Here is an 18,032-nt window from a genome sequence, read left to right as displayed (position 1 = left end):
GACAAAAGGGCAGTCTATTGTTCCTGGAGTGGAACATGCCCCAAGTAAACGCCCTCAGGTAGGAACGCCTCGCCCTCCCTCGAATCCTTCAGGAAGGGCACCATCTTTATCCCCTGCCGTACATCGAAGCCCTCGATGAAGGGGTTAATCGTCGGCAGGATGAGAAACCTTCCCACGCGGAAGAAAATCTTTGTCTTTCTCGCTGTTCCTCCACTTTTGAAGGTGTAGGCCGGGTGTATGTGGCCCAGATAGGCCTCTGAGAACTCCGCCCTAGGAAGGTTTGTGTGCCCGTGCAGGAACAGAATCCCATCGATAAGCGCATGCTCAACGACCTCAACGTGTTGGAACTTTCCCGCCACCTCTTCTATCCTGCCGTCGTGGTTTCCCTTGGTTATTATCGTTGGTATTCCCCTCAGGTCGGAGAAGAATCCCATTAGGAGGCGCTTCACCGTGAAACTCAATCCTATCGGTTCCTTGACGTCACCGAGGATGACTAGGAGATCTGGGTCTTTCTCCGCTATGAACCCTGCGAGCTTTTCTTCAAACCTGGTTCTTATTCTAAGTCCCCTGGACAGCTCAAAGCCTATGTGTGGATCCGCTATCAGGAGAGTTTTCCCTCTGGAGGTTTCAATCTCCATCGAGAGCCTCTCAAAGGATTCAAAAGAGTACATGGAACCACCGGACAAAACGGTGGAGAAAAGGAGGAGCATCAGATGAGTCCGCGCTCCTTCCTGCGCTGCCTCTTGAGCCTCCTGATCCTCTTCTTGATCCACTTCCACCTCATCCTTCCCTTCTTCTTCCACTTCCTTGGGCGCCTCTTCATGATCATCACCCCTGAGCTTTCTCTCCAGCCTTAGCTCCAGCGGTTCCTTTTTAAGCTTTTCCATGGGAGAGGGTCGGCTACCTCCGAACCGCTGAAAAGCTGCCGTATCGTCCCAACCGTCCCGAAAGGCCCTGCGGGAGCAGGTTCCAAGTCCTCCAATTTTCCCCTTTTTTAAAATCTGTTCTGGCTTAGTTCTGTAGTTGTGAACTGTTTTTTGGTTTATGCGTTGGTGTGAGTATCGCAATGGACAATTGGAGACGATATCATTTTTGTTTGTATATGTTGTCCCTTCCAATGTTTGGAAGAACTTTCCGCTAACCTTATCTATTCCCGGGGCGATGTTAAGCCGGTGGTAGCATGAAGGTGGCTTACGTCCAGATGGAACCGGCCCTCCTTGAGCCGGAGGTGAACTATTCCAGGGCCGAGGAGCTTATCCGCGAGGCGGCTGACAGGGGTGCCCAGCTCATCGTTCTGCCGGAGCTCTTTGATACAGGATACAACTTTGAGAGCCGGGAGGAGGTTGAAGAGGTTGCCGGCCAGATCCCCGATGGCCCGACGACTCAGTTCCTGATGGAGCTTTCACGGGAACTGGGTGTTTTCATAGTCGCCGGAACCGCTGAAAAGGACGAAAAGGGCAGGCTCTACAACTCGGCCGTGATGACCGGCCCGATAGGAAGCGGCTACATAGGCAAATACCGCAAAGTACATCTCTTCTACCGTGAAAAGCTCTTCTTTGAGCCCGGGAACCTTGGCTTCCACGTCTTCAACATAGGCATAGCCAAGGTCGGCGTGATGGTATGCTTTGACTGGTTCTTCCCCGAATCAACGAGAACCCTGGCGTTGAAGGGTGCCGACATCATAGCCCACCCCAGCAACCTTGTGATGCCGTACGCACCGAGAGCGATGCCTATCAGAGCTCTGGAGAACAGGGTTTACACGGTAACAGCCAACAGGGTGGGCGAGGAGAGGGGACTTAGGTTCATAGGCAAGAGCACCATAGCCTCGCCGAAGGCCGAAATTCTGGCAATGGGAAGCGAGGACAAAGAGGAGGTCGCCGTCGTTGAGGTTAACCTTGACCTTGCACGGGACAAGAGGCTCAACGACATCAACGACGTATTCAGCGATAGACGGCCGGAGTTCTACGTACTGTGATGTTCATTTACTTTGAAATTTCCTCATTTCTCTTCCGGGGGTTATGGAGTGCGGACAATTCAGTTGCAGTATTACCAAAATCTGGTCGAGTGAATGAAACAACATACAACCTTTGCATTCTTCCCTTGCAGAATCTCCATAAAAATCCCAGCTCTGGGCTTCTTTCCCTTTTTAGGGTGAGGATTCGAAAGAGTTTTAAGAACTAAGGCAGAACATGGTACCTGATGACGAGAGGGAGAAGATACTTCCTTCTGCTGGTGCCCGTTGCGGTGGCCGTGGTGGTTACCCTAGTCGTCAATGCGGAGATGTTTCCGGGTGATTACTCCTATCAGAGGATTGATTTTGGGCCAAACGACGTTCAGGCTGAAATCCTACCCGCAAATTCTCACATATACGGCTACATACTCGCGGAGAGGCCATTCTCCGCCTATGTGGTCTCGTCAGAGTCAGGATACTTCGAAGGAAGCGGCAATAATAACGTCCTCATGAAATGGGAGAACGTCACAAACGTCACCATAGACCTCAACGTTTCTGACGGGAGCTACTATCTGGTGATTGAAAACGGCAACGAGAGCCAGGAAATAGAGATGAGGTTCAAAGCGGAGCGTTGAAGTCCTTCAGCACGAGCTTTGCTACATCCTTTCTCGGCTTTATGAAGTAAAGCACACCCCAGACGTTCTCAGTTCCATGCCCTTTCCCGGGTATGAGCCTGGCTTCCCTGAAAAAAATCCTGCCAATCGCGAGCTGGGTTGAGATGTCCCAGTAGTGGAAATCCACGCCACTTATCCTCCTGAACCCCGGAAGGAGGTAGTAACCCCTTATGAAAGTCCCTCTGACGAAGTCGTAGCCCTCATGAATTGATGCTATCGTGTAACCATCCCTCTTCCCCTCGACCAGGAACTTCCGGTAGCCGGCGCGGTACATTATCCAGTAAACCCTGTCCGTGTCCTCCACAAGGAATACACCGTCGTCGCTGAGCGATAGGGCAACTCCCGCGAAGAGCCTGACGGCATCGAAAGGGTCAAAGTGCGGCATTGTGAATCCCCACAGTAGCGCGATGTCGTGCTCGCCTACCAGTTTGTTGACTTCTCTGGCATCTCCGGGGACTATCCTCAGTTCGGGGCGTATTCCTGCCAGCTTGAGCCATTCCCTTGCCAGCTCAAGGTCGTCTTTTCTTGCATCGAGAACCGTCAGCAGTCTGGCCCCCGTTACCTTCGCGAGGGCGACCCCCGCTATGCCCGTCCCTGCGCAGATGTCAAGAACCCTGCCGCTTGAAGGCAGTTCGTCGGAGATTTCCCTGAAGAACCTCTCTATCTTCTCGAACCTCTCCCTTGCCTTTTCATCCCCTGGATTCATCCGCCAGTTTATGTAGCGATAGAGCTCCTCAAGGGACATCCCATCACCATCGGAAGGAATGTATGAAATTATTTAAATTCATCGAAAGGCTTAAATATTTTGTCAACTTACATAGGTTGACAAGTGGGAGCATGAGAGCGGGAACACCGAGGGCATACACGTTCCTCATGTTCATCGACCTGCTCATATTCACCGCCAGCGTTCTGTTGAGAGAGCCCATTCTGGTGGCGGCGTTTTTCGTCCTCCTCTCGGCTGGAATTCTCGCCTTCTACGGTCGTGAGGTCAGGGTAGAGAGTGGCAGGGTAATCCTGGAATGGGGAGTGCTCCTCAAGCACCGCAGGGAGATAACCTCGGCCGAGATTCTGGATATCATAGACGCCCCCTCCAGCAGATACTTCGTGCTCGCAAAGTACCGTCCGGAGGCGTTGCTGCTTCCAGCCGGCATGGTGGTGATGGGCCTGCTGATACTCCTCTTTTCGGAAAACGGTTGGGTTGGACTCGGCTGGATACTCCTTGGGGCCATTGAACTTGCCAACCATGTCCTCTCGGCTGAAAGAAGAAAGACGGGGGCCGTGGGTGTTCTTCTCATGACGGGAGCCCTGATGTTCGTTGGCTACTTTGTAGCACCGTGGAAAACTGTCCTCCCTGTCCTCGCCGGCTTTTTAATGGCGGGCGTTTTGATGGCGGCAAGCCTCTGGAGCAGCGGACCGCTGATTGGAAACACCCTGATAATAGTTACCGAAAGGGGAGTGTACTCGGTAAGCTACACGTCCAGATCAGAACTGAAGCAGCTGATCTCGGCCCTGGAGGGAGGGGAATGAAGGTAGAGGGTGCGGTTCCCTGTAACATCTCCGGCGTTCAACTCCTACTGGCCGCAGCGGGCAGTGTGATTATCGTTTCGGTTCCCCTCTTCCGGAACCATACTTGGATCTCCCTGCTGGGCTGGTTCCTCCTGGCGGCCTCTTGGGGAAAATCGGTTGAGACCGAAGGGGAAAAACTGAAACTGAGTTATTTCTTCGGGAAATTGAGCTGTGAGATTCGAATCGAGGACATCGAGGAGCTGAAGGTTTTCAATCGGCTGGAAGGGGCGGTTATTGCGAAGGAGTTTCCGGTGATGCTGGCATTTGTGGTTTTTGTGATGGTCTTTGCACTGGGAGAAATTCTCCTTTACCCCCTGGCGCAGGAGTATGGCTTTAACGGCTGGTTCGTCCTTATGAGCACCGGGTTTGTGTATCTGGCCCTTCTCCTGCTCCCCTTTAGCAAGGAACACTGGGCATTTCCCCTGGTTCTTTTCCCTCCCGCACTTGCTTTCATGCTGAACCTGCTGAGGCCAGGCTCCGTTGATGCGTTTTCAATTTTCACGGCGGCACTCCTATCTTTCCTTCTGCTCGTTGGGTACTACAGAAAGGACTACGTCCTGATAAAAACCTCAAAGAGGAGCTATTTGCTGGCCGTTGAAAACAGGAAAATGCTTTTCGATGTCCTGGAGGGGTTGATCCTCCCCGGAGATGTCGGGAAAACAGGATTTGGGGGTGTACCCGCTGCGGATGATTAAGGCAGCTCCGCTCCCGGTTGGGGGCATTCCACTCCTCCTCTTCGCCTCCGGACTTATCGGGATAATGGGGGTGTGGTATCTATCGAAGCTGGCCGGAATTCCGGTGGAGTGGATTTTTGTTATCATCTGGGTTTTTTCCAACGGCGTTGGCGTTGGTCTCGACGGGAATGAACTCATCTTATTCTACGGCTTTTGGGCTATAAAGCAGAGAATACCTCTCGATTCCGTTGAGGAACTGTCGATTCTTTCAAGGCTGGACAGAGGGAGTATAACGGGGCATTTCAAAGCTTACGCTTTCACCTGGCTCGTGGTGGTTTTGTGGGCATCCGTGGATCTCTTTGTTTTGGATTGGGGCGGGAATCCCCTAAGGCCCTACATGGACGTCTTTGTAATGGCCACGTTTACCCTTTTCTTCCTTTCACTAACCCTTCCGAAGACCGAAAAAGGCATCCTTCGCGTGGTTGCATTTGGCTGTGCCGCGTTTCTGGTGGTCTTCCCCCTCTTTAAGTGGGGCTCTAAAACCTTGGTTCCAGGGATGTTTTTTGTTCTGTTGATAGCTTTCATGGTTAAGGTATTCAAAAAGGATGACCTCATCCTGATAGTCGCGGACGGAAAGTCTTATCTTCTCTCCTCTAATGATGGGGAGAAGTCCTCAGAGCGGTCAGGGAGGCCATGGAAAATGCTTAGACTTCCTGAGGGCATGGAGAGAGTATGGCTGATGAAGGCAAGGGGAATGAGGGAGGTCGAGATAGCCGATGCCCTTGGAATCTCCCGGCAGGCTGTAAACAAGGCCCTAAAGGACGCTAGGGTAAAGCTGTTTGAGGCCTTCTTCGGCCTCGCCGAGGTCTTCTCATGGGAGGTGGTGAGGGTCAACGCCGAGAAGGGCTTCATGGTCGCGAGGGGGAAGTGTCTCGATAGAAACGTCCGCATCTACGCTTTCTACTTCCCTGGAAAGGGAATAAAGGCCTTCTTCGGTGGGGAGTTTCCGGGTTACGTGCTTGAGCACGCGGTCGAGATGGGAATAACCCGAAAACCCGATAGCGATGAGCTGATAAAAGCCCTTGAGAGCTAGTAGTAGCCCTCCTCATAGGCGCTGAGGAGAGAGGTAAAGGCCGCGTAGAATATCGCGCCGAGCGAAATCAGGAGGAGCAGGACGGCCCCATAACTCCCCCTCTGACTATTTTTCCTCCATCCTCTCCAGGGTCTCCATTATCGCCCCTATCTCGGCCTTCAGCTCGCCCAGGACTTCCCTGCCCAGCTTCGTCAGGGAGTAGTACTTCCTCGGCCTCCCGCCGACCTCCGCCCAGGTGTCCTGGACGAGGCCGGTCTTCCTCAGGCTCTTGAGGATGTCGTAGAGCGCCCCCTCGCTCGGCACTATCCTGCCGTCGCTCAGCTCTTCGAGCCTCTTTCTTATCGCATAGCCGTGAAGCTCATCCTCTCTCTCCAGGAGAAGGAGAACTAAGTAGGAGTAGAGCCCTGAGCGAAGGTCCTTCCTCAGCTTCTTTAGGGCTTTCTCCTTTCTGTCCATCAGCACGTCGCTCACCACAGGGCTTCCTCTTCCTTCGGGAGTTCGAGTTTTGCCTTTGGAATCGTGTAGTACAGCAGACCCAGTGCGGCAATGGCGGTTATAAACTCTACCGCGTACATGGCCGGCGCGCTCTTCGTGAGCTGGTAGTAGGCCGCCAGCGAGTCTATGACCGCGTGGATTCCCACCATCGCCAGTAGGCCGCTCCTTCCGAACCCCTCCCTGTAAGCGTACGCGAGGTATATCCCGGTTCCCACGTGGAAGAGGACGACGAAGTAGCGCTCTACCATTGATATAAGCGCCGTGCTCAGCGGGACGTCGAGCGGTTTTCCCGTTGCGAGCGCTCCTGCGAGGGCCGCTCCTGCTATAACGAAGACCTCCGTTATTCCGAAGCCCAGGCCGAGGAACAGCCCCGTGTTCAGGCTCTTTCCCTTCACCAGGAGGTACTTTGCGCCCTCCTGAAATATTCCCGCGGTGAGGCCGAACCATACCGAAACACCTACGGTGAACGCGGTTCCCCTCGCTATAACGTCGGCGTTGGACTTTATTCCCATTCCAAGGAGGGGAAGCTGCTGGACGGGGTTCTGAATGATTATCGCAATGAAGAACGCGGCCAAACCGAGGACGAACTCCCCCCACCTCTGCTTATCGAAGCCAAGGAAATAAATCGTCGCCCATGCCAGCAGCCCGCCGAGTATTGGAAATGGAAGGAGGTACATGGTCACTCCTCCTCGATCCTCTCAACGACCACCGCCGTGCCGTAGGCGTATATCTCGGCCATGCCGGAAGCAACGGCCGAGGTCATGAAGCGAACCCCTATTACCGCGTTGGCCCCCATATCCTCGGCGTGGAGCTTCATCCTCCTCAGGGCCTCTTCCCTGGCCTCGGCGAGCATCTGGGTGTACTCCTGAACTTCGCCGCCCTTCAGGTTCTTGAAGAACGCCATTATGTCCCTCCCGACGTGGGTGGCCCGGACTATACCGCCCCTCGCGAGCCCCTTGACCTCGACCACCCGGTAGCCAGGTATCTCCTCGGTGGTCGTTATGATAAAATCGTCCATACCACTCACCCCGATGCATCGAACTTCGAGGTATTGTTGGTATTTAGGATATTTAAGGTTTTCCCTTCACAAAAAAGTGGGGAGGGTCAGACCGAGTGGTAGTAGACCACGTAGGTGTCGCCGTCGTCGTAAATCTCCTGCGGGGCCACACCGTTGAGGTATGTCCATGTCCAGCCGGGGTTAGCGTCTATGTCCGGACCGCCGGCGGCTATGTAGGCTGCCCAGACGAGCTCGGAGCAGTAGTAGCTGTCCCCGTAAACCTGCTTTGTCCACCAGCCCCAGTCGTAGGGCTTGCCCAGCTGGTAGTAGGCAAAGTAAACCGCGTTCTGTCTCACGTAGTCACTGGTGGCGACGCGAAGAACGGCAACCGTGTCGTACCTGCTAAGGAAGTCCGACAGAAGAACCATCCTTATTCCAGACTCCCAGGCCTCAATGACAACCCAATCGCTGTAATAGGTGTCATAGTAGGCTATGATTCCAGTGTGCGTCCAGTAGCCGGGTATGAAGAAGTCGCTCTTTTCGCCGTGTCCGATTACGATATCGCCGGGTATGACGTTTGTTGGATACGGGTGCCAGTAGTCTCCCCCTCCCTTGCTGAAGGCTGAGACCGGGCTGGCCATTGCCAGGAGAACCAGAATCCCAAGGACCACACCGACTTCCCTTCTCATGCCACCACCTCCGAACGGCAGACGTAATATGTGCATTGATGGTTGATAAAGTTTACTGAAAGCCACTGATGTCTATCTCCGTCACTCCCATGTCGTGTTCCCAGCTTTCATAAAGAAGAGAACCGTGGCAGTGCTCAAAGTCAGGGAGAATTGTGCGGATAGCAGCAGTCCAATCACGAGACCCGGCAGACCCATGTTCGTTACGACGAGCGTTAGGGGGAGTGAAATCAGCGCCCCTATGGCCAGGTACTTGAGGGCGTAGTCCAGGTATTCTCCACCCCTTTTTGCCAGATGAATGCTCTCCGCCAATGCATCGCGGAATTCGAGTCTCTGAACCGAGATTAGAAAGGGTACTCCGTAGATTGCGTAGAGGAATATTAGGAAGGCCGGAAAGGCGAGGAGAAACATGAACGGCATGGCCATGAGGGGGACGATAAGGATAACCATGACGGCGTAGAGCATCAGGTTGAACTGGAGAAACTCAAAAAAAGTCCCTCCCCGCGTTGTCGAGGAAGCTTCCCCCGGTCATTTTCACCGCGTCTCTTATGCTCCCAACGTAGCCGGCCTCCAAGTAACTCCCGAGGAGGATGAAGAGGGCCATTACAAAGAGAGTTTGGGGTGAGAAGCTTGAGCCGGCCGCATTCGCAGGCAGCGAGACGAAGCTCCAGAGGGTTGGCGTGGGCTCGGGAAGCGGGAACCGGATTCCAACGTGAGGGCCTTCCAGGTTCAGAACCTCCATCACCTTGCTGTAATCCATCAGACTCAGGATAACCGGCACCGGCAGGAGCCATTTTGTTTCCTCAAACTTACCCCACGCCTCGTTCATGAGCTCGGTGAACTCTACCACGTTGTTCACCGTTTTATGCAACGATTTTTGGTTTTTAACTCTTTCTAATGGTATCAGCGCCGATGGACATTTAAACGCTTCCCGGCTACACAGTGTGGTGGTTCCATGCACGAGATTCCAACCGGCGAGATACTGAAAGCCCTGCGAGACCTCAGCGCTGAGCGAGTACTCATCCAGACCCCCGAGGGGCTGAAGAGGGAGGCCCAGTATCTGGCGGATTTCCTTGAAGAGAAAGGAATCGAGGCAATAATAAGCGGGGATATCAACTACGGCGCCTGCGATCCGGCCGACAGGGAGGCGAAGTTGCTCGGATGCGACGCTCTAATCCATCTTGGCCACAGCTACATGCGCCTCCACCTGGAGGTTCCCACGATATTCGTTCCAGCCTTCGCGAGCGTTGATGTGGTTCCTGCGCTTGAGAAAAACCTCGGCGAGATCAGAAAGCTTGGGACGAGAATAGCGCTCGTGACGACGGCCCAGCACGTCCATCAACTTGACTTGGCCAGGGATTTCCTGGAAAGGCATGGCTTTGAGGTTATCACCGGAAAGGGCGACTCCCGCGTCAGCTGGCCGGGACAGGTTCTCGGGTGCAACTTCACCGCGGCGAAAGTTGATGCGGAAGGGGTTCTCTTCATCGGCGCCGGCTACTTTCACCCGCTCGGCGTTGCCCTGGCCACGAAAAAGCCGACTCTGGCTGTAAACCCCTATAGCGGCGATGCGGTATGGATGGACCAGGAGGCTGAACGGCTAATAAGGAAGAGGTGGGCGCAGATAGCGAAGGCCATGGACGCTCGGAAATTCGGTGTGATAACCAGCACCAAGAAGGGCCAGCTTCGCCTGGCCGAGGCAAAAAGAGTAGTCAGACTTCTCCGCGAGCATGGAAGGTACGCGAGGCTCATAGCGATGAACCACATCGGCTACCCGGCCCTCGAAGGCTTTGACTTCGACGCCTACGTTGTCGTGGCCTGCCCACGCGTTCCGATAGATGACTATGAGAACTGGCGGAAGCCCGTGCTGACCCCCAGGGAGGTTGAGATACTCCTTGGCCTGCGGGAGGAATACGAATTCGACGAGATACTCGGAGTGGAGCGCGAGAAGGACGAGCCCCTCGGCATAGCCGTCCACGGGGTGAGAGATTGAAGAAAAAACACCTTGCCATGGCCCTCTCCCGTCTTGAAGGCTTCAGAAACCCCAAGCCAGAACTTGAGCAGTACCGAACCCCCGGGGATGTCGCGGCCGAGCTGCTCTGGCTGGCCCATTCCATGGGCGACATCGCCGGTAGAGTTGTTGCTGATCTCGGAGCCGGAACCGGCGTCCTGACGGTGGGGGCCTGCCTACTGGGCGCCGAGCGTGTTCACGCGGTTGAGGTTGACGGCGAGGCGGTTGATATTCTCCGCGCAAACGTGGAACGTCTCGCCCTTACTGACTGTGTTGAAATCCATCGCACCCATGTCACCGATTTTTCGGTGAGGGTTGATACTGTGGTGATGAACCCGCCCTTTGGGAGCCAGAATCGCCACGCGGACAGGCCCTTCCTGCTGAAGGCCTTCGAGGTGAGCGACGTTGTTTACTCCATACACCTGGCCAAGCCGGAGGTGAGACGCTTCATCGAATCCTTTGTGAAGGACTCCGGTTTTTCGATAACTCACAGAGTAACACTTCCCTTCGAGATTCCGGCCCAGTTCTTTTTCCATCGGAAGAGACTTGAGAGAATCTCGGTTGACGTGTACAGGTTCCAGCGGATGTGAAGCGAAAACAATATATTGGATGAAGTTCAATATCTCGTGGGTATAATGAGGGGTGAAACCCATGGATCAAATTAGGGAGCTGGTGATGTCCTGGCGGGCGATGGATATAATTGACATTGCCAACGGGGACGAGTACGTTGTAACGTCTCTCCTCAACCTCCTAGAGGATGAGGATACTGCAACGCGCCTAAGGGCGTTGACGGCACTTGCAGAGCTCCTTAAAGAGCAGAATGGTCGGATAAAGTCTACCGTACTTAGAAACGGCTTTAACAGACTGATGGTTCTCCTTAGAGACGAGGACAGCAGAATAGTTTCAAGGACGATAGAGGTTCTCCTTCGGCTGTTCGATGGGATTCAGATTGATGAATTCCGCCTCCTGGCGCTCATAGATGCGGTCGTTCCCATTATGGAGAGGGACGATACCTTCCTGCATCTCCTCGTTCTGGACCTCTTTGGTGAGCTTCAAATGCCTCCCCTGAGCTGGAAGAGCAGGGAGAGGATAAACGAACTGTTGTCCTCCGATAATCTCTACATACGGGCCCTCGGAATGCGCCTCTTTTTGAATTCGGGAAGTCTGGATGGAAAGGGTCGTGAGGTTCTGGAGTGCATCTCGCATCTCATGAGGAGTGATAACGTGCTTCTGGTTGAGACAGGCCTTGATTTTCTTGAGGAGGTGCTCGCATTTCACATGTCTCCTGACATGATGAAGTCGCTGGTGGGTTTTCTGCCGATTCTCAAGGACATAGAAAATAGGGCCGAGAACGTTCTTATCCGTTCCAGGGCCTCCAACGTAAGGACTGAGGTTGAGAAGGCTTTGTTCTCCCACTACGGTTCCAAAAAGGACGAGGCGCTTGAAGTTATGAGGGAGCTCCTCTTGAAGGGACGCGTTGAGGACGCTCTAAACCTTGCCCTGATAATTGGAGGCACAGCCCTGCTGATAAAGCTCTGGGAGGAGGATCCAGAGGGGGCAGACCCGAGACTCGCGGATCTGCTCGGATTCCCAAAGACGCAATGACCTTTACTGGACTTTCAAGCGAAAGTGATATATGTCAAGTTGGCTATATTACTCATTGTGCCGCTTGAAAGGACTATCCCCTCTAAGGATGAACTGCGCGAAATGGTCCTCTCATGGCAGATAAACGAGGCAGTTGAGCTGGCCCTCCGGGACAGTGACGTTCTTCTGATGCTCCTGGATATGGTTGGACACGGGGATGAAGATACCAAGGTTAGGGCACTTCTTGCACTTGGAGAGGTCCTGAAGAAGGGAGACGACAGGACAAAGCTTCTGGTCATGAACAACGGTTTTGGAACAATAGTCTCGGCTCTGGAGTCCGGGAGCCCACGCCTAGTCACGAAGGCTCTCAGAGTTCTCTCCGTGCTGGTTGATGGATTCCCTTTGAGAAAGGACGAGTTCCTGTATCTTGTGGATGTATTGGTCAGTCTCATCAGTGATCCAAAGATGGAGTTTGCGTCGATTGAGATGGCCAACCTCGTTACCAAGCTCACGACCTCGCATCCGTCTCCAGCGATTCGATCCAAGATCTCCTGGCTGGTCTCTCACGAGAACCCGCGCCTGAAGGGTATGGGACTCAGGCTTCTGCTCAACGTCTTTGTTTTTACCGGGGATTCCAAGAGCGTCCTAACTCTTCTTGAAGAGGCCTCGGACCTGCTCCTCGGTGATGGAGACGACCTCCTTCGAGACTTTGTCCTTGATGTGCTTCTGGAGGCACTTCACGCTGAGCTTCCTGGGGAGTCAATAAAGAGCCTGCCCCGGCTTCTCTCCCGGGTTAAAAAGCTCGCGGTCCAGAGTGACGATTTTCTGATACGTTCAAAGGCAAAAAAACTCCAGGGCAGAATCGAGGAGATTCTGGCGTCGTACTACCGCTCCAGGCCAGATGAGGCCAAGAACGTCCTCCATCGGCTCGTGTTGGAGGGCGAGTATGAGATGGCGATGGATCTGGCTATCTCACTCGGGGACGAGTTCCTTCTGAGGTGGCTGTCCAAAACTTTGAAGCATGAGGGAATTGAGGACTTTACCCCCCGGATTCAGGTTGTCGGTGGTTCCTCAGAGGGGTCACCTGCCGTTCTTGAGTTTTCTCCTCCGGCTCCCAGTTCGGAATTCATTGAGGAGGAACCTCCCTCGGGTGAGGTTGGGGAAGTATCTGAGCTGCCCCCCATGGAAAAGCTCGTTGATGACGGTGATATTGCTGCGATTGCTGATGTCCTCCGTGCAAGACCTGAGGGTGTCTCGGAGCTGGAGAGCTTCCTGCGTTCTCGCGATGCAGAGAGGAGATCGAATACCCTGTGGGCACTTTCCAAGCTGGTCTCCAGACTGAATAACGGAGAGCTTGAAATTCTGAATCCTCTGATTCCGGTGCTCTTTGAGGTCATAGAGTCCGGTAATCCTTGGGAGAGAAACAAAGCGGCAAAAATTCTGGCTTTTCTCGCCTCCCGTGGCGGTAGGAGAGACGTTCTTGAGAGCTTCCTTTCCTTCCTTGAGGAGCGGCCACTTTCAGCTCTGGAATTCTTCGGCTATTACTTTATTTACGCCTGGGATGAAGAGGCCGTCTCGCAGGTTCTGAAATTCTTGAAGGATGCCTTGACGAATCCCCAGCTTCAGTTCCCGGCACTCATGGTGCTCGATGCCATCACAATGTGGGGAATTCGCCCCGAGATAGACAGGTCGATTTTTGAGCCGATCCTCCAGGGACTACTTAAGTCTGACGATGAAGAGGTTCGGAAGATCGCGGCAAGGATAATGGAAAGGTTCAAAACTGCCTGAGGTTAGTTTCTGATATCCGTATGGAAGGAGGGCCCGAGTTGGGAAAGCTTAAACTTAGCGACAGGCAGCTTTACGCGCTCATAGAGGCCGTGAAGCTTGGGGAGGAGGTAAAGCCAAGCCAGCAGGCAAAGAGAAAGGCCTTTGCTAAATACAAAATTGAAGGGTGGGAAAATTCAAAGCTCACAGGGATATTCTACTCCGTCCAGCGGAGGCTCGGTTTAATAGACGAGATAATCGAGGAGCTCGTGGGCGTTTCTCCCCTCATTCTCGACCCCTGGCTGAGGGCCACGCTGAGGGTGGCCGTTGAGATAGCCGTCTTCCGCGACCCCAACCAGAAAACCCTCCAGCACCTGAAGGGCCTTGCCCAGTTCCTTTCAAGGCGGACGCACCCCTACGTCGGCTATTACTACTACGACCTCCTGCCCAAGGTCATAGACTACGTCCCGAAGCTCGACTCGGAGGAGAAGAGGCTGAAGTGGGACTACCTCTTTCCGGAGTGGTTCATAGGGAAGATGAAAAGCCTTCTCGGTGACGAGGCAGAGGAGCTGCTCAAAGCCCTCAATGAGACCCTGTCCGTAAGCCTTCGCGTGAACCTTCTGAAGGCGAGCGTTGAGGAGGTCGAGGACTACCTCCGGGAAAGGAACGTCCGCTTCGAGAGGAGCGGGAGGATTGAGACCGTTCTCAGAATCCTCGATCCCTTCAACCCCGAATGGCTCTTTAACAAGGGCTGGGCGATAGCACAGGAGGAGGCTGCCGCGGTTGCCTCTCTGGTTCTTGCTCCGCGGCCGGGTGAAACCGTTGTTGACCTCGCAGCCGCTCCGGGTGGAAAGACCGCACACATGGCGGAGCTGATGAACAACGAGGGCAGAATCTACGCCTTCGATGTGGACGGCGCAAGGATAAAGCGCATGAGGGAAGTCCTCAGGAGGGCCGGCGTTGAGATAGCGGAGACTATAAGGGCGGACGGCAGGAAGGCGCCGGAGCTTCTGGGAGAGGGAATAGCGGACAGGGTGATGCTCGATGCTCCGTGCACGAGCGACGGGACGATAGCGAAGAACCCCGAGCTCAGGTGGCGCCTCCGCGAGAAGAACATCCCAAAGGTTGTGGAGCTCCAGAAGGAACTCATCGAGAGCGCGTGGGAGCTTTTAAAGCCCGGTGGCAGGCTCCTCTACTCCACCTGCTCCATGCTCAAGGAGGAGAACGAGGATGTGGTGGGCTGGTTCCTTGAGCGGCACGGCGATGCCCGGCTCGTCCCGCTGAGGGACCCCTACGACGAGGGCTTTCTGAAGGGGACCATGCGAGCATGGCCGCACAGACACGGGACGATAGGGTTTTTCTATGCTCTAATCGAGAAGGAGTCAAAGTAGGGTTTAGATTGTGATGACTTCAGGCTGAAGGTTTTGATTAATATTTTAAAAAACTTTATTATTTTTAAAGTATTTGTTAATTATGAGTTTACGAAAGTCCTGTTATGGATTTTCGTAAGCTCACGGCAGTGGGGGTAGGGGATATGAAGTGTTGGATCCCGGTTCTCTGCGGGTTTTTGTTGATATTTTCCAGTTTTGATTACGTATCCGGTGGTGCCGCCCAGGAAGTGCCTTTCTGGGAAGACGGGATGGTCATCGGGGACGAGGAGATAATCATCGGCGACAGGGGGGACAACTTCTTCGTCTACGAGGACGAAAATGGGAGACGCTTGTATTCATTCAAGAAGGATTATGAGAAATGGGACGAAATAACAGCGGGGGACATAAATGGCGATGGAAAGGCTGAGATAATACATGGAGACAGAAGTACTGATGATATTTACGTGTTCACAAAGGAGGGTATGATGCTGGCTAAAAGAGATTTGGATTTTGAGGCCGGGGATGACTTGGCGGCTGGTGATGTGGACGGCGATGGAAAAGCTGAGGTCATCTTTGCCGACCGGAGTAGCAACTGGATAAATGCCCTCTCTGAGACACTGCAAACTGAAAAGAGGTTTAGAGTTGACGACTTCAGCAATGAGGACAGCATAACCGTGGGGGATTTTGATGGGGATGGTGTCTGTGAGGTTGTTCATGCAGACTTCAGTGAGAGGATTATAACTGTATATAGCATGGAGGGAGACATCCTTGGCCGTTTTTCAACGGAGGACTACTTCATGCTGACGGCCCGGGATGAGATGGGCGCTGGAGACGTAAACCTTGATGGTGTGGATGAGCTCATAGTGGCAACTCAGGACACGCGCAACAGGGGAAAGAACATAGGAGTTCATGTTTTCTTACTCATTAGGGAGGGGGGAGAATACCGGCCGGTAGAGATCTCGCGTTTCCCCATCTCATTTAAGAAAGGGGACAGGATCGCCGTTGGAGACGTCAACGCCGACGGGATGGAGGAGATAGTATGGGCCTCCCAGCAGGGTCTCATAAAAGTTTACGACATGCAGGGCAATATACTCAACGGCAGAGGGTTTAGTTCTCACTTCCAGTACGGTGCGGGCTTGGCCGTAGGGGACGTGGATGGGAACTCTATAATCGTTGGGCCCCCAAGAAGGGGAACAATGGTCGTCGAGGAAAAGGTCATAGCGGTCATCAACGCTCCGCCCGTTGACTACGACGTTATAAACGAGGATGGTGTATTTTATGCCAAGTACAGAAGCAGGGAAAGTGAGACTGTTACCACCACTGTGAAAGCCACGACCGATTCCAAGATGAGCATCGGACTCAAGCTTACTCTGGGCGAGGAAAAGGTGGCGCGCATGGAGGCCAGCATAAAGTTCCGCATGGAGAAGAAGACTGTTGAGGAAACGGGGGAGTCCTTTTCCACACAGCAAACGCTCACGCTATGGGCCGACATGATGGATGGGGCCGTGGTCGTTACCACGTACTATGATGTGTATGAGTTTCCCATAATATCTCCAAGGGAACTGGCCGTTGTCGATGGAAAACAGCAGTATATCTTGGCAACCGTTCCTAAGGGGCCCCCTTCGATTGCATTCACAGAGTATCACTCGGACCTTCATAAGATTGGTGACATCACAACATACCCCACGACTATCTATGAGCTTAGAAACTACGAAGCCTCCAACATGCTGGCAACGTTCTCGATTATGGTTGGGGAGATCGGCGGTTCCTATGAGAAGGTTATGAAGACACTGAGATGGAAGGAAACCACAAACATGTTCAGCATAGGGGTTAAGGCAAGCCTTAAGGTTGGCGGAATGGTCTCTCCAGGTGTGCGGGTTGATGCAGACCTCGGAGGTGAATATGGGGAGACCGAGATAACTACCCACAAAGTAAGCTTCTCCGAGGAAACAACGGTTCTCGTTGAGTATAAAGGAAGGGTTGAGGATGAGGACAGGAAATATAACGCTACCGGTGTTATCTATCTAGACAGTGAGGACGGGCATCTTGTTCTTGACTTTTACGTGCCTAGTATGGGCAGCTACTACAAAACACGGAAATCAAGTCCACTAATAGTGGCAAAACCGGTAATCAACCCGAACTTCCCGCATCTACCCCCAGTCATTGTTCATCTTAACCTCGTCGATATTCTTGCCAACAACAGTGCTCCCAACTGTGTTCTCGCGGCGACCCCGGATACCGGCAAAGAACCGCTCGACGTTGTATTTGGGATTAATATCGAGGATCCAGAAAACGATAGAACCAGCTGGAGATTGGAGTTCGGTGACGGAAGCTTTGTGGAAGGAAACTCAACGGAAGTCTCCTACAGATACGAGAGTGAGGGGGAATACAAAGCAACGCTGAAAGTTCGTGACGAATGGGGAGCGGAATCAACGTGTACGGCCACCATTCGCGTCCTGAACAATGAACGGCCCCTCGTGTCATTCACATACACCCCCTCCTCCGGGATCAGGGTAGGGGACATGGTTCGGTTTGAAGGGAGAGCAGAGGATCCTGATGGAAATATTGCAAGTTGGCGGTGGGACTTCGGGGACGGGGAAGAGTCCACAGAAACCAACCCCGAACACGTCTACAGTGCTCCGGGAATTTATGTTGTGTCATTGACTGTAAGTGATAGTGAGGGTATGTTGGGAACGTACAGTGCGGAAATAACGGTCTCCCCAGAGAATCTGCCCCCCACAGCAGATTTCACAGTTTTTCCCAAGAATCCTCGGGCCGGGGAGGTGGTGAACTTTGTCGATAAGTCCTATGACCCCGACGGATCCATTATGAGCTGGAGCTGGGACTTTGGAGATGGGAAGACATCCACTGAGAGGGAGCCTGCTCACGTCTTCAGAGAGCCCGGCAACTATACCGTAACCCTTACTGTAAGGGACAGTGGCGGACAAGATGACTCAGCGAGACTGGCCATAGTGGTTGAAGGAATGGTTCCGGAGAAATTGCCAACCGAAAGCCCCACAGAGGATCAACCAACAGGTTCTGAAAAGACCGAGTCATCACAGACTTCCTCAGAGAAACCTTCACCGTCACCCTCCGGAGCAGTTTGCGGGCCGGCCGTGATTGGAGTGCTCGCGGTGCTTCTCGGAACGGTAATAAAGAAAAAGTGATCG

General features: G+C 53.5%; 19 protein-coding genes. 11 read left to right on the top strand and 8 right to left on the bottom strand.

Translation table 11 applies throughout. From position 1 onward, the window contains the following. Positions 1 to 14 precede the first annotated feature (14 nt). On the bottom strand, positions 15 to 671 hold the full coding sequence (locus E3E37_RS09900) for a metallophosphoesterase (protein WP_167717010.1): 657 nt from the start codon (positions 669 to 671) through the stop codon (positions 15 to 17). Between the two features lie 509 nt (positions 672 to 1,180). On the opposite strand from E3E37_RS09900, the gene E3E37_RS09895 reads away from it, so the two are divergent. Both E3E37_RS09895 and E3E37_RS09890 read left to right on the top strand, forming a co-directional pair. Continuing rightward, complete coding sequence (locus E3E37_RS09895) at positions 1,181 to 1,975, top strand: nitrilase (protein WP_167717008.1); 795 nt, start codon at positions 1,181 to 1,183, stop codon at positions 1,973 to 1,975. Between the two features lie 224 nt (positions 1,976 to 2,199). After that, positions 2,200 to 2,586 carry a multidrug transporter gene (locus tag E3E37_RS09890; RefSeq protein ID WP_240921972.1) on the top strand — a complete coding sequence of 129 codons (387 nt, stop codon included), beginning with the start codon at positions 2,200 to 2,202 and terminating at the stop codon, positions 2,584 to 2,586. Here E3E37_RS09890 and E3E37_RS09885 read toward each other — a convergent pair. Further along, a complete protein-coding gene (locus tag E3E37_RS09885) occupies positions 2,570 to 3,370 on the bottom strand; it encodes a class I SAM-dependent methyltransferase (RefSeq protein WP_167717006.1) in 801 nt (266 codons plus the stop codon). The genes E3E37_RS09890 and E3E37_RS09885 overlap by 17 nt on opposite strands. Before the next feature lie 92 nt (positions 3,371 to 3,462). Between E3E37_RS09885 and E3E37_RS09880 the strand changes: the two genes are divergently transcribed. From E3E37_RS09880 to E3E37_RS11785, 3 genes are read left to right on the top strand one after another with little or no spacing between them, the layout of a single operon-like run. Beyond that, on the top strand, positions 3,463 to 4,152 hold the full coding sequence (locus E3E37_RS09880) for a hypothetical protein (RefSeq protein ID WP_167717005.1): 690 nt from the start codon (positions 3,463 to 3,465) through the stop codon (positions 4,150 to 4,152). Beyond that, positions 4,149 to 4,886 carry a hypothetical protein gene (locus E3E37_RS09875; RefSeq protein WP_167717002.1) on the top strand — a complete coding sequence of 246 codons (738 nt, stop codon included), beginning with the start codon at positions 4,149 to 4,151 and terminating at the stop codon, positions 4,884 to 4,886. The genes E3E37_RS09880 and E3E37_RS09875 overlap by 4 nt, the downstream gene beginning before the upstream one ends. Beyond that, positions 4,879 to 5,958, top strand: coding sequence for a helix-turn-helix transcriptional regulator (locus E3E37_RS11785; protein WP_371731714.1), 1,080 nt, complete (start codon positions 4,879 to 4,881; stop codon positions 5,956 to 5,958). Before E3E37_RS09875 ends, E3E37_RS11785 begins: the two co-directional genes overlap by 8 nt. Positions 5,959 to 6,063: 105 nt before the next feature. Here the strand turns inward: E3E37_RS11785 and E3E37_RS09865 are convergent, their stop codons facing one another. The 6 genes from E3E37_RS09865 to E3E37_RS09840 all read right to left on the bottom strand — a co-directional run bounded on the left by E3E37_RS09865 (position 6,064) and on the right by E3E37_RS09840 (position 8,995). Beyond that, the gene (locus tag E3E37_RS09865; RefSeq protein WP_088863949.1) at positions 6,064 to 6,420 is read right to left on the bottom strand and encodes a PadR family transcriptional regulator; all 357 of its coding nucleotides are present in this window, start codon (positions 6,418 to 6,420) and stop codon (positions 6,064 to 6,066) included. Between the two features lie 5 nt (positions 6,421 to 6,425). Continuing rightward, positions 6,426 to 7,130: a YhfC family glutamic-type intramembrane protease gene (locus E3E37_RS09860; RefSeq protein ID WP_167717000.1), complete on the bottom strand. Its 705-nt coding sequence runs from the start codon at positions 7,128 to 7,130 to the stop codon at positions 6,426 to 6,428. A 2-nt stretch (positions 7,131 to 7,132) separates the two neighbouring features. Continuing rightward, positions 7,133 to 7,471 carry a heavy metal-binding domain-containing protein gene (locus E3E37_RS09855; protein ID WP_088863951.1) on the bottom strand — a complete coding sequence of 113 codons (339 nt, stop codon included), beginning with the start codon at positions 7,469 to 7,471 and terminating at the stop codon, positions 7,133 to 7,135. 86 nt (positions 7,472 to 7,557) lie between these two features. Further along, entirely contained in the window at positions 7,558 to 8,139 is a 582-nt protein-coding gene (locus E3E37_RS09850) for a YiiX/YebB-like N1pC/P60 family cysteine hydrolase (RefSeq protein ID WP_088863952.1), read from the bottom strand. Positions 8,140 to 8,220: 81 nt separating this feature from the next. Next, positions 8,221 to 8,601, bottom strand: a complete 381-nt coding sequence (locus E3E37_RS09845; protein ID WP_167716997.1) for a hypothetical protein — start codon at positions 8,599 to 8,601, stop codon at positions 8,221 to 8,223. Positions 8,602 to 8,620: 19 nt separating this feature from the next. Continuing rightward, positions 8,621 to 8,995, bottom strand: a complete 375-nt coding sequence (locus E3E37_RS09840) for a hypothetical protein (protein WP_167716995.1) — start codon at positions 8,993 to 8,995, stop codon at positions 8,621 to 8,623. A gap of 96 nt (positions 8,996 to 9,091) precedes the next feature. Between E3E37_RS09840 and dph2 the strand changes: the two genes are divergently transcribed. The 6 genes from dph2 to E3E37_RS09810 all read left to right on the top strand — a co-directional run bounded on the left by dph2 (position 9,092) and on the right by E3E37_RS09810 (position 18,029). Continuing rightward, complete coding sequence (gene dph2, locus E3E37_RS09835) at positions 9,092 to 10,126, top strand: diphthamide biosynthesis enzyme Dph2 (protein WP_167716993.1); 1,035 nt, start codon at positions 9,092 to 9,094, stop codon at positions 10,124 to 10,126. Then, positions 10,123 to 10,734, top strand: coding sequence for an METTL5 family protein (locus tag E3E37_RS09830; protein ID WP_088863955.1), 612 nt, complete (start codon positions 10,123 to 10,125; stop codon positions 10,732 to 10,734). The genes dph2 and E3E37_RS09830 overlap by 4 nt, the downstream gene beginning before the upstream one ends. Before the next feature lie 61 nt (positions 10,735 to 10,795). Then, positions 10,796 to 11,749 carry a hypothetical protein gene (locus tag E3E37_RS09825; RefSeq protein WP_167716991.1) on the top strand — a complete coding sequence of 318 codons (954 nt, stop codon included), beginning with the start codon at positions 10,796 to 10,798 and terminating at the stop codon, positions 11,747 to 11,749. 57 nt (positions 11,750 to 11,806) lie between these two features. Further along, positions 11,807 to 13,516: a hypothetical protein gene (locus tag E3E37_RS09820; protein ID WP_167716989.1), complete on the top strand. Its 1,710-nt coding sequence runs from the start codon at positions 11,807 to 11,809 to the stop codon at positions 13,514 to 13,516. Positions 13,517 to 13,554: 38 nt separating this feature from the next. Continuing rightward, complete coding sequence (locus E3E37_RS09815) at positions 13,555 to 14,883, top strand: RsmB/NOP family class I SAM-dependent RNA methyltransferase (RefSeq protein WP_167716987.1); 1,329 nt, start codon at positions 13,555 to 13,557, stop codon at positions 14,881 to 14,883. 143 nt (positions 14,884 to 15,026) lie between these two features. Then, positions 15,027 to 18,029: a PKD domain-containing protein gene (locus E3E37_RS09810; RefSeq protein ID WP_167716985.1), complete on the top strand. Its 3,003-nt coding sequence runs from the start codon at positions 15,027 to 15,029 to the stop codon at positions 18,027 to 18,029. The last annotated feature ends 3 nt before the right edge of the window (positions 18,030 to 18,032 follow it).

Source organism: Thermococcus sp. ES12 (assembly GCF_012027515.1).
Classification (GTDB): Archaea; Methanobacteriota_B; Thermococci; order Thermococcales; family Thermococcaceae; genus Thermococcus; species Thermococcus barossii.
The sequence above is the reverse complement of the archived record's forward strand: the minus strand, read 5'-3'. Positions and strand labels throughout refer to the sequence as shown.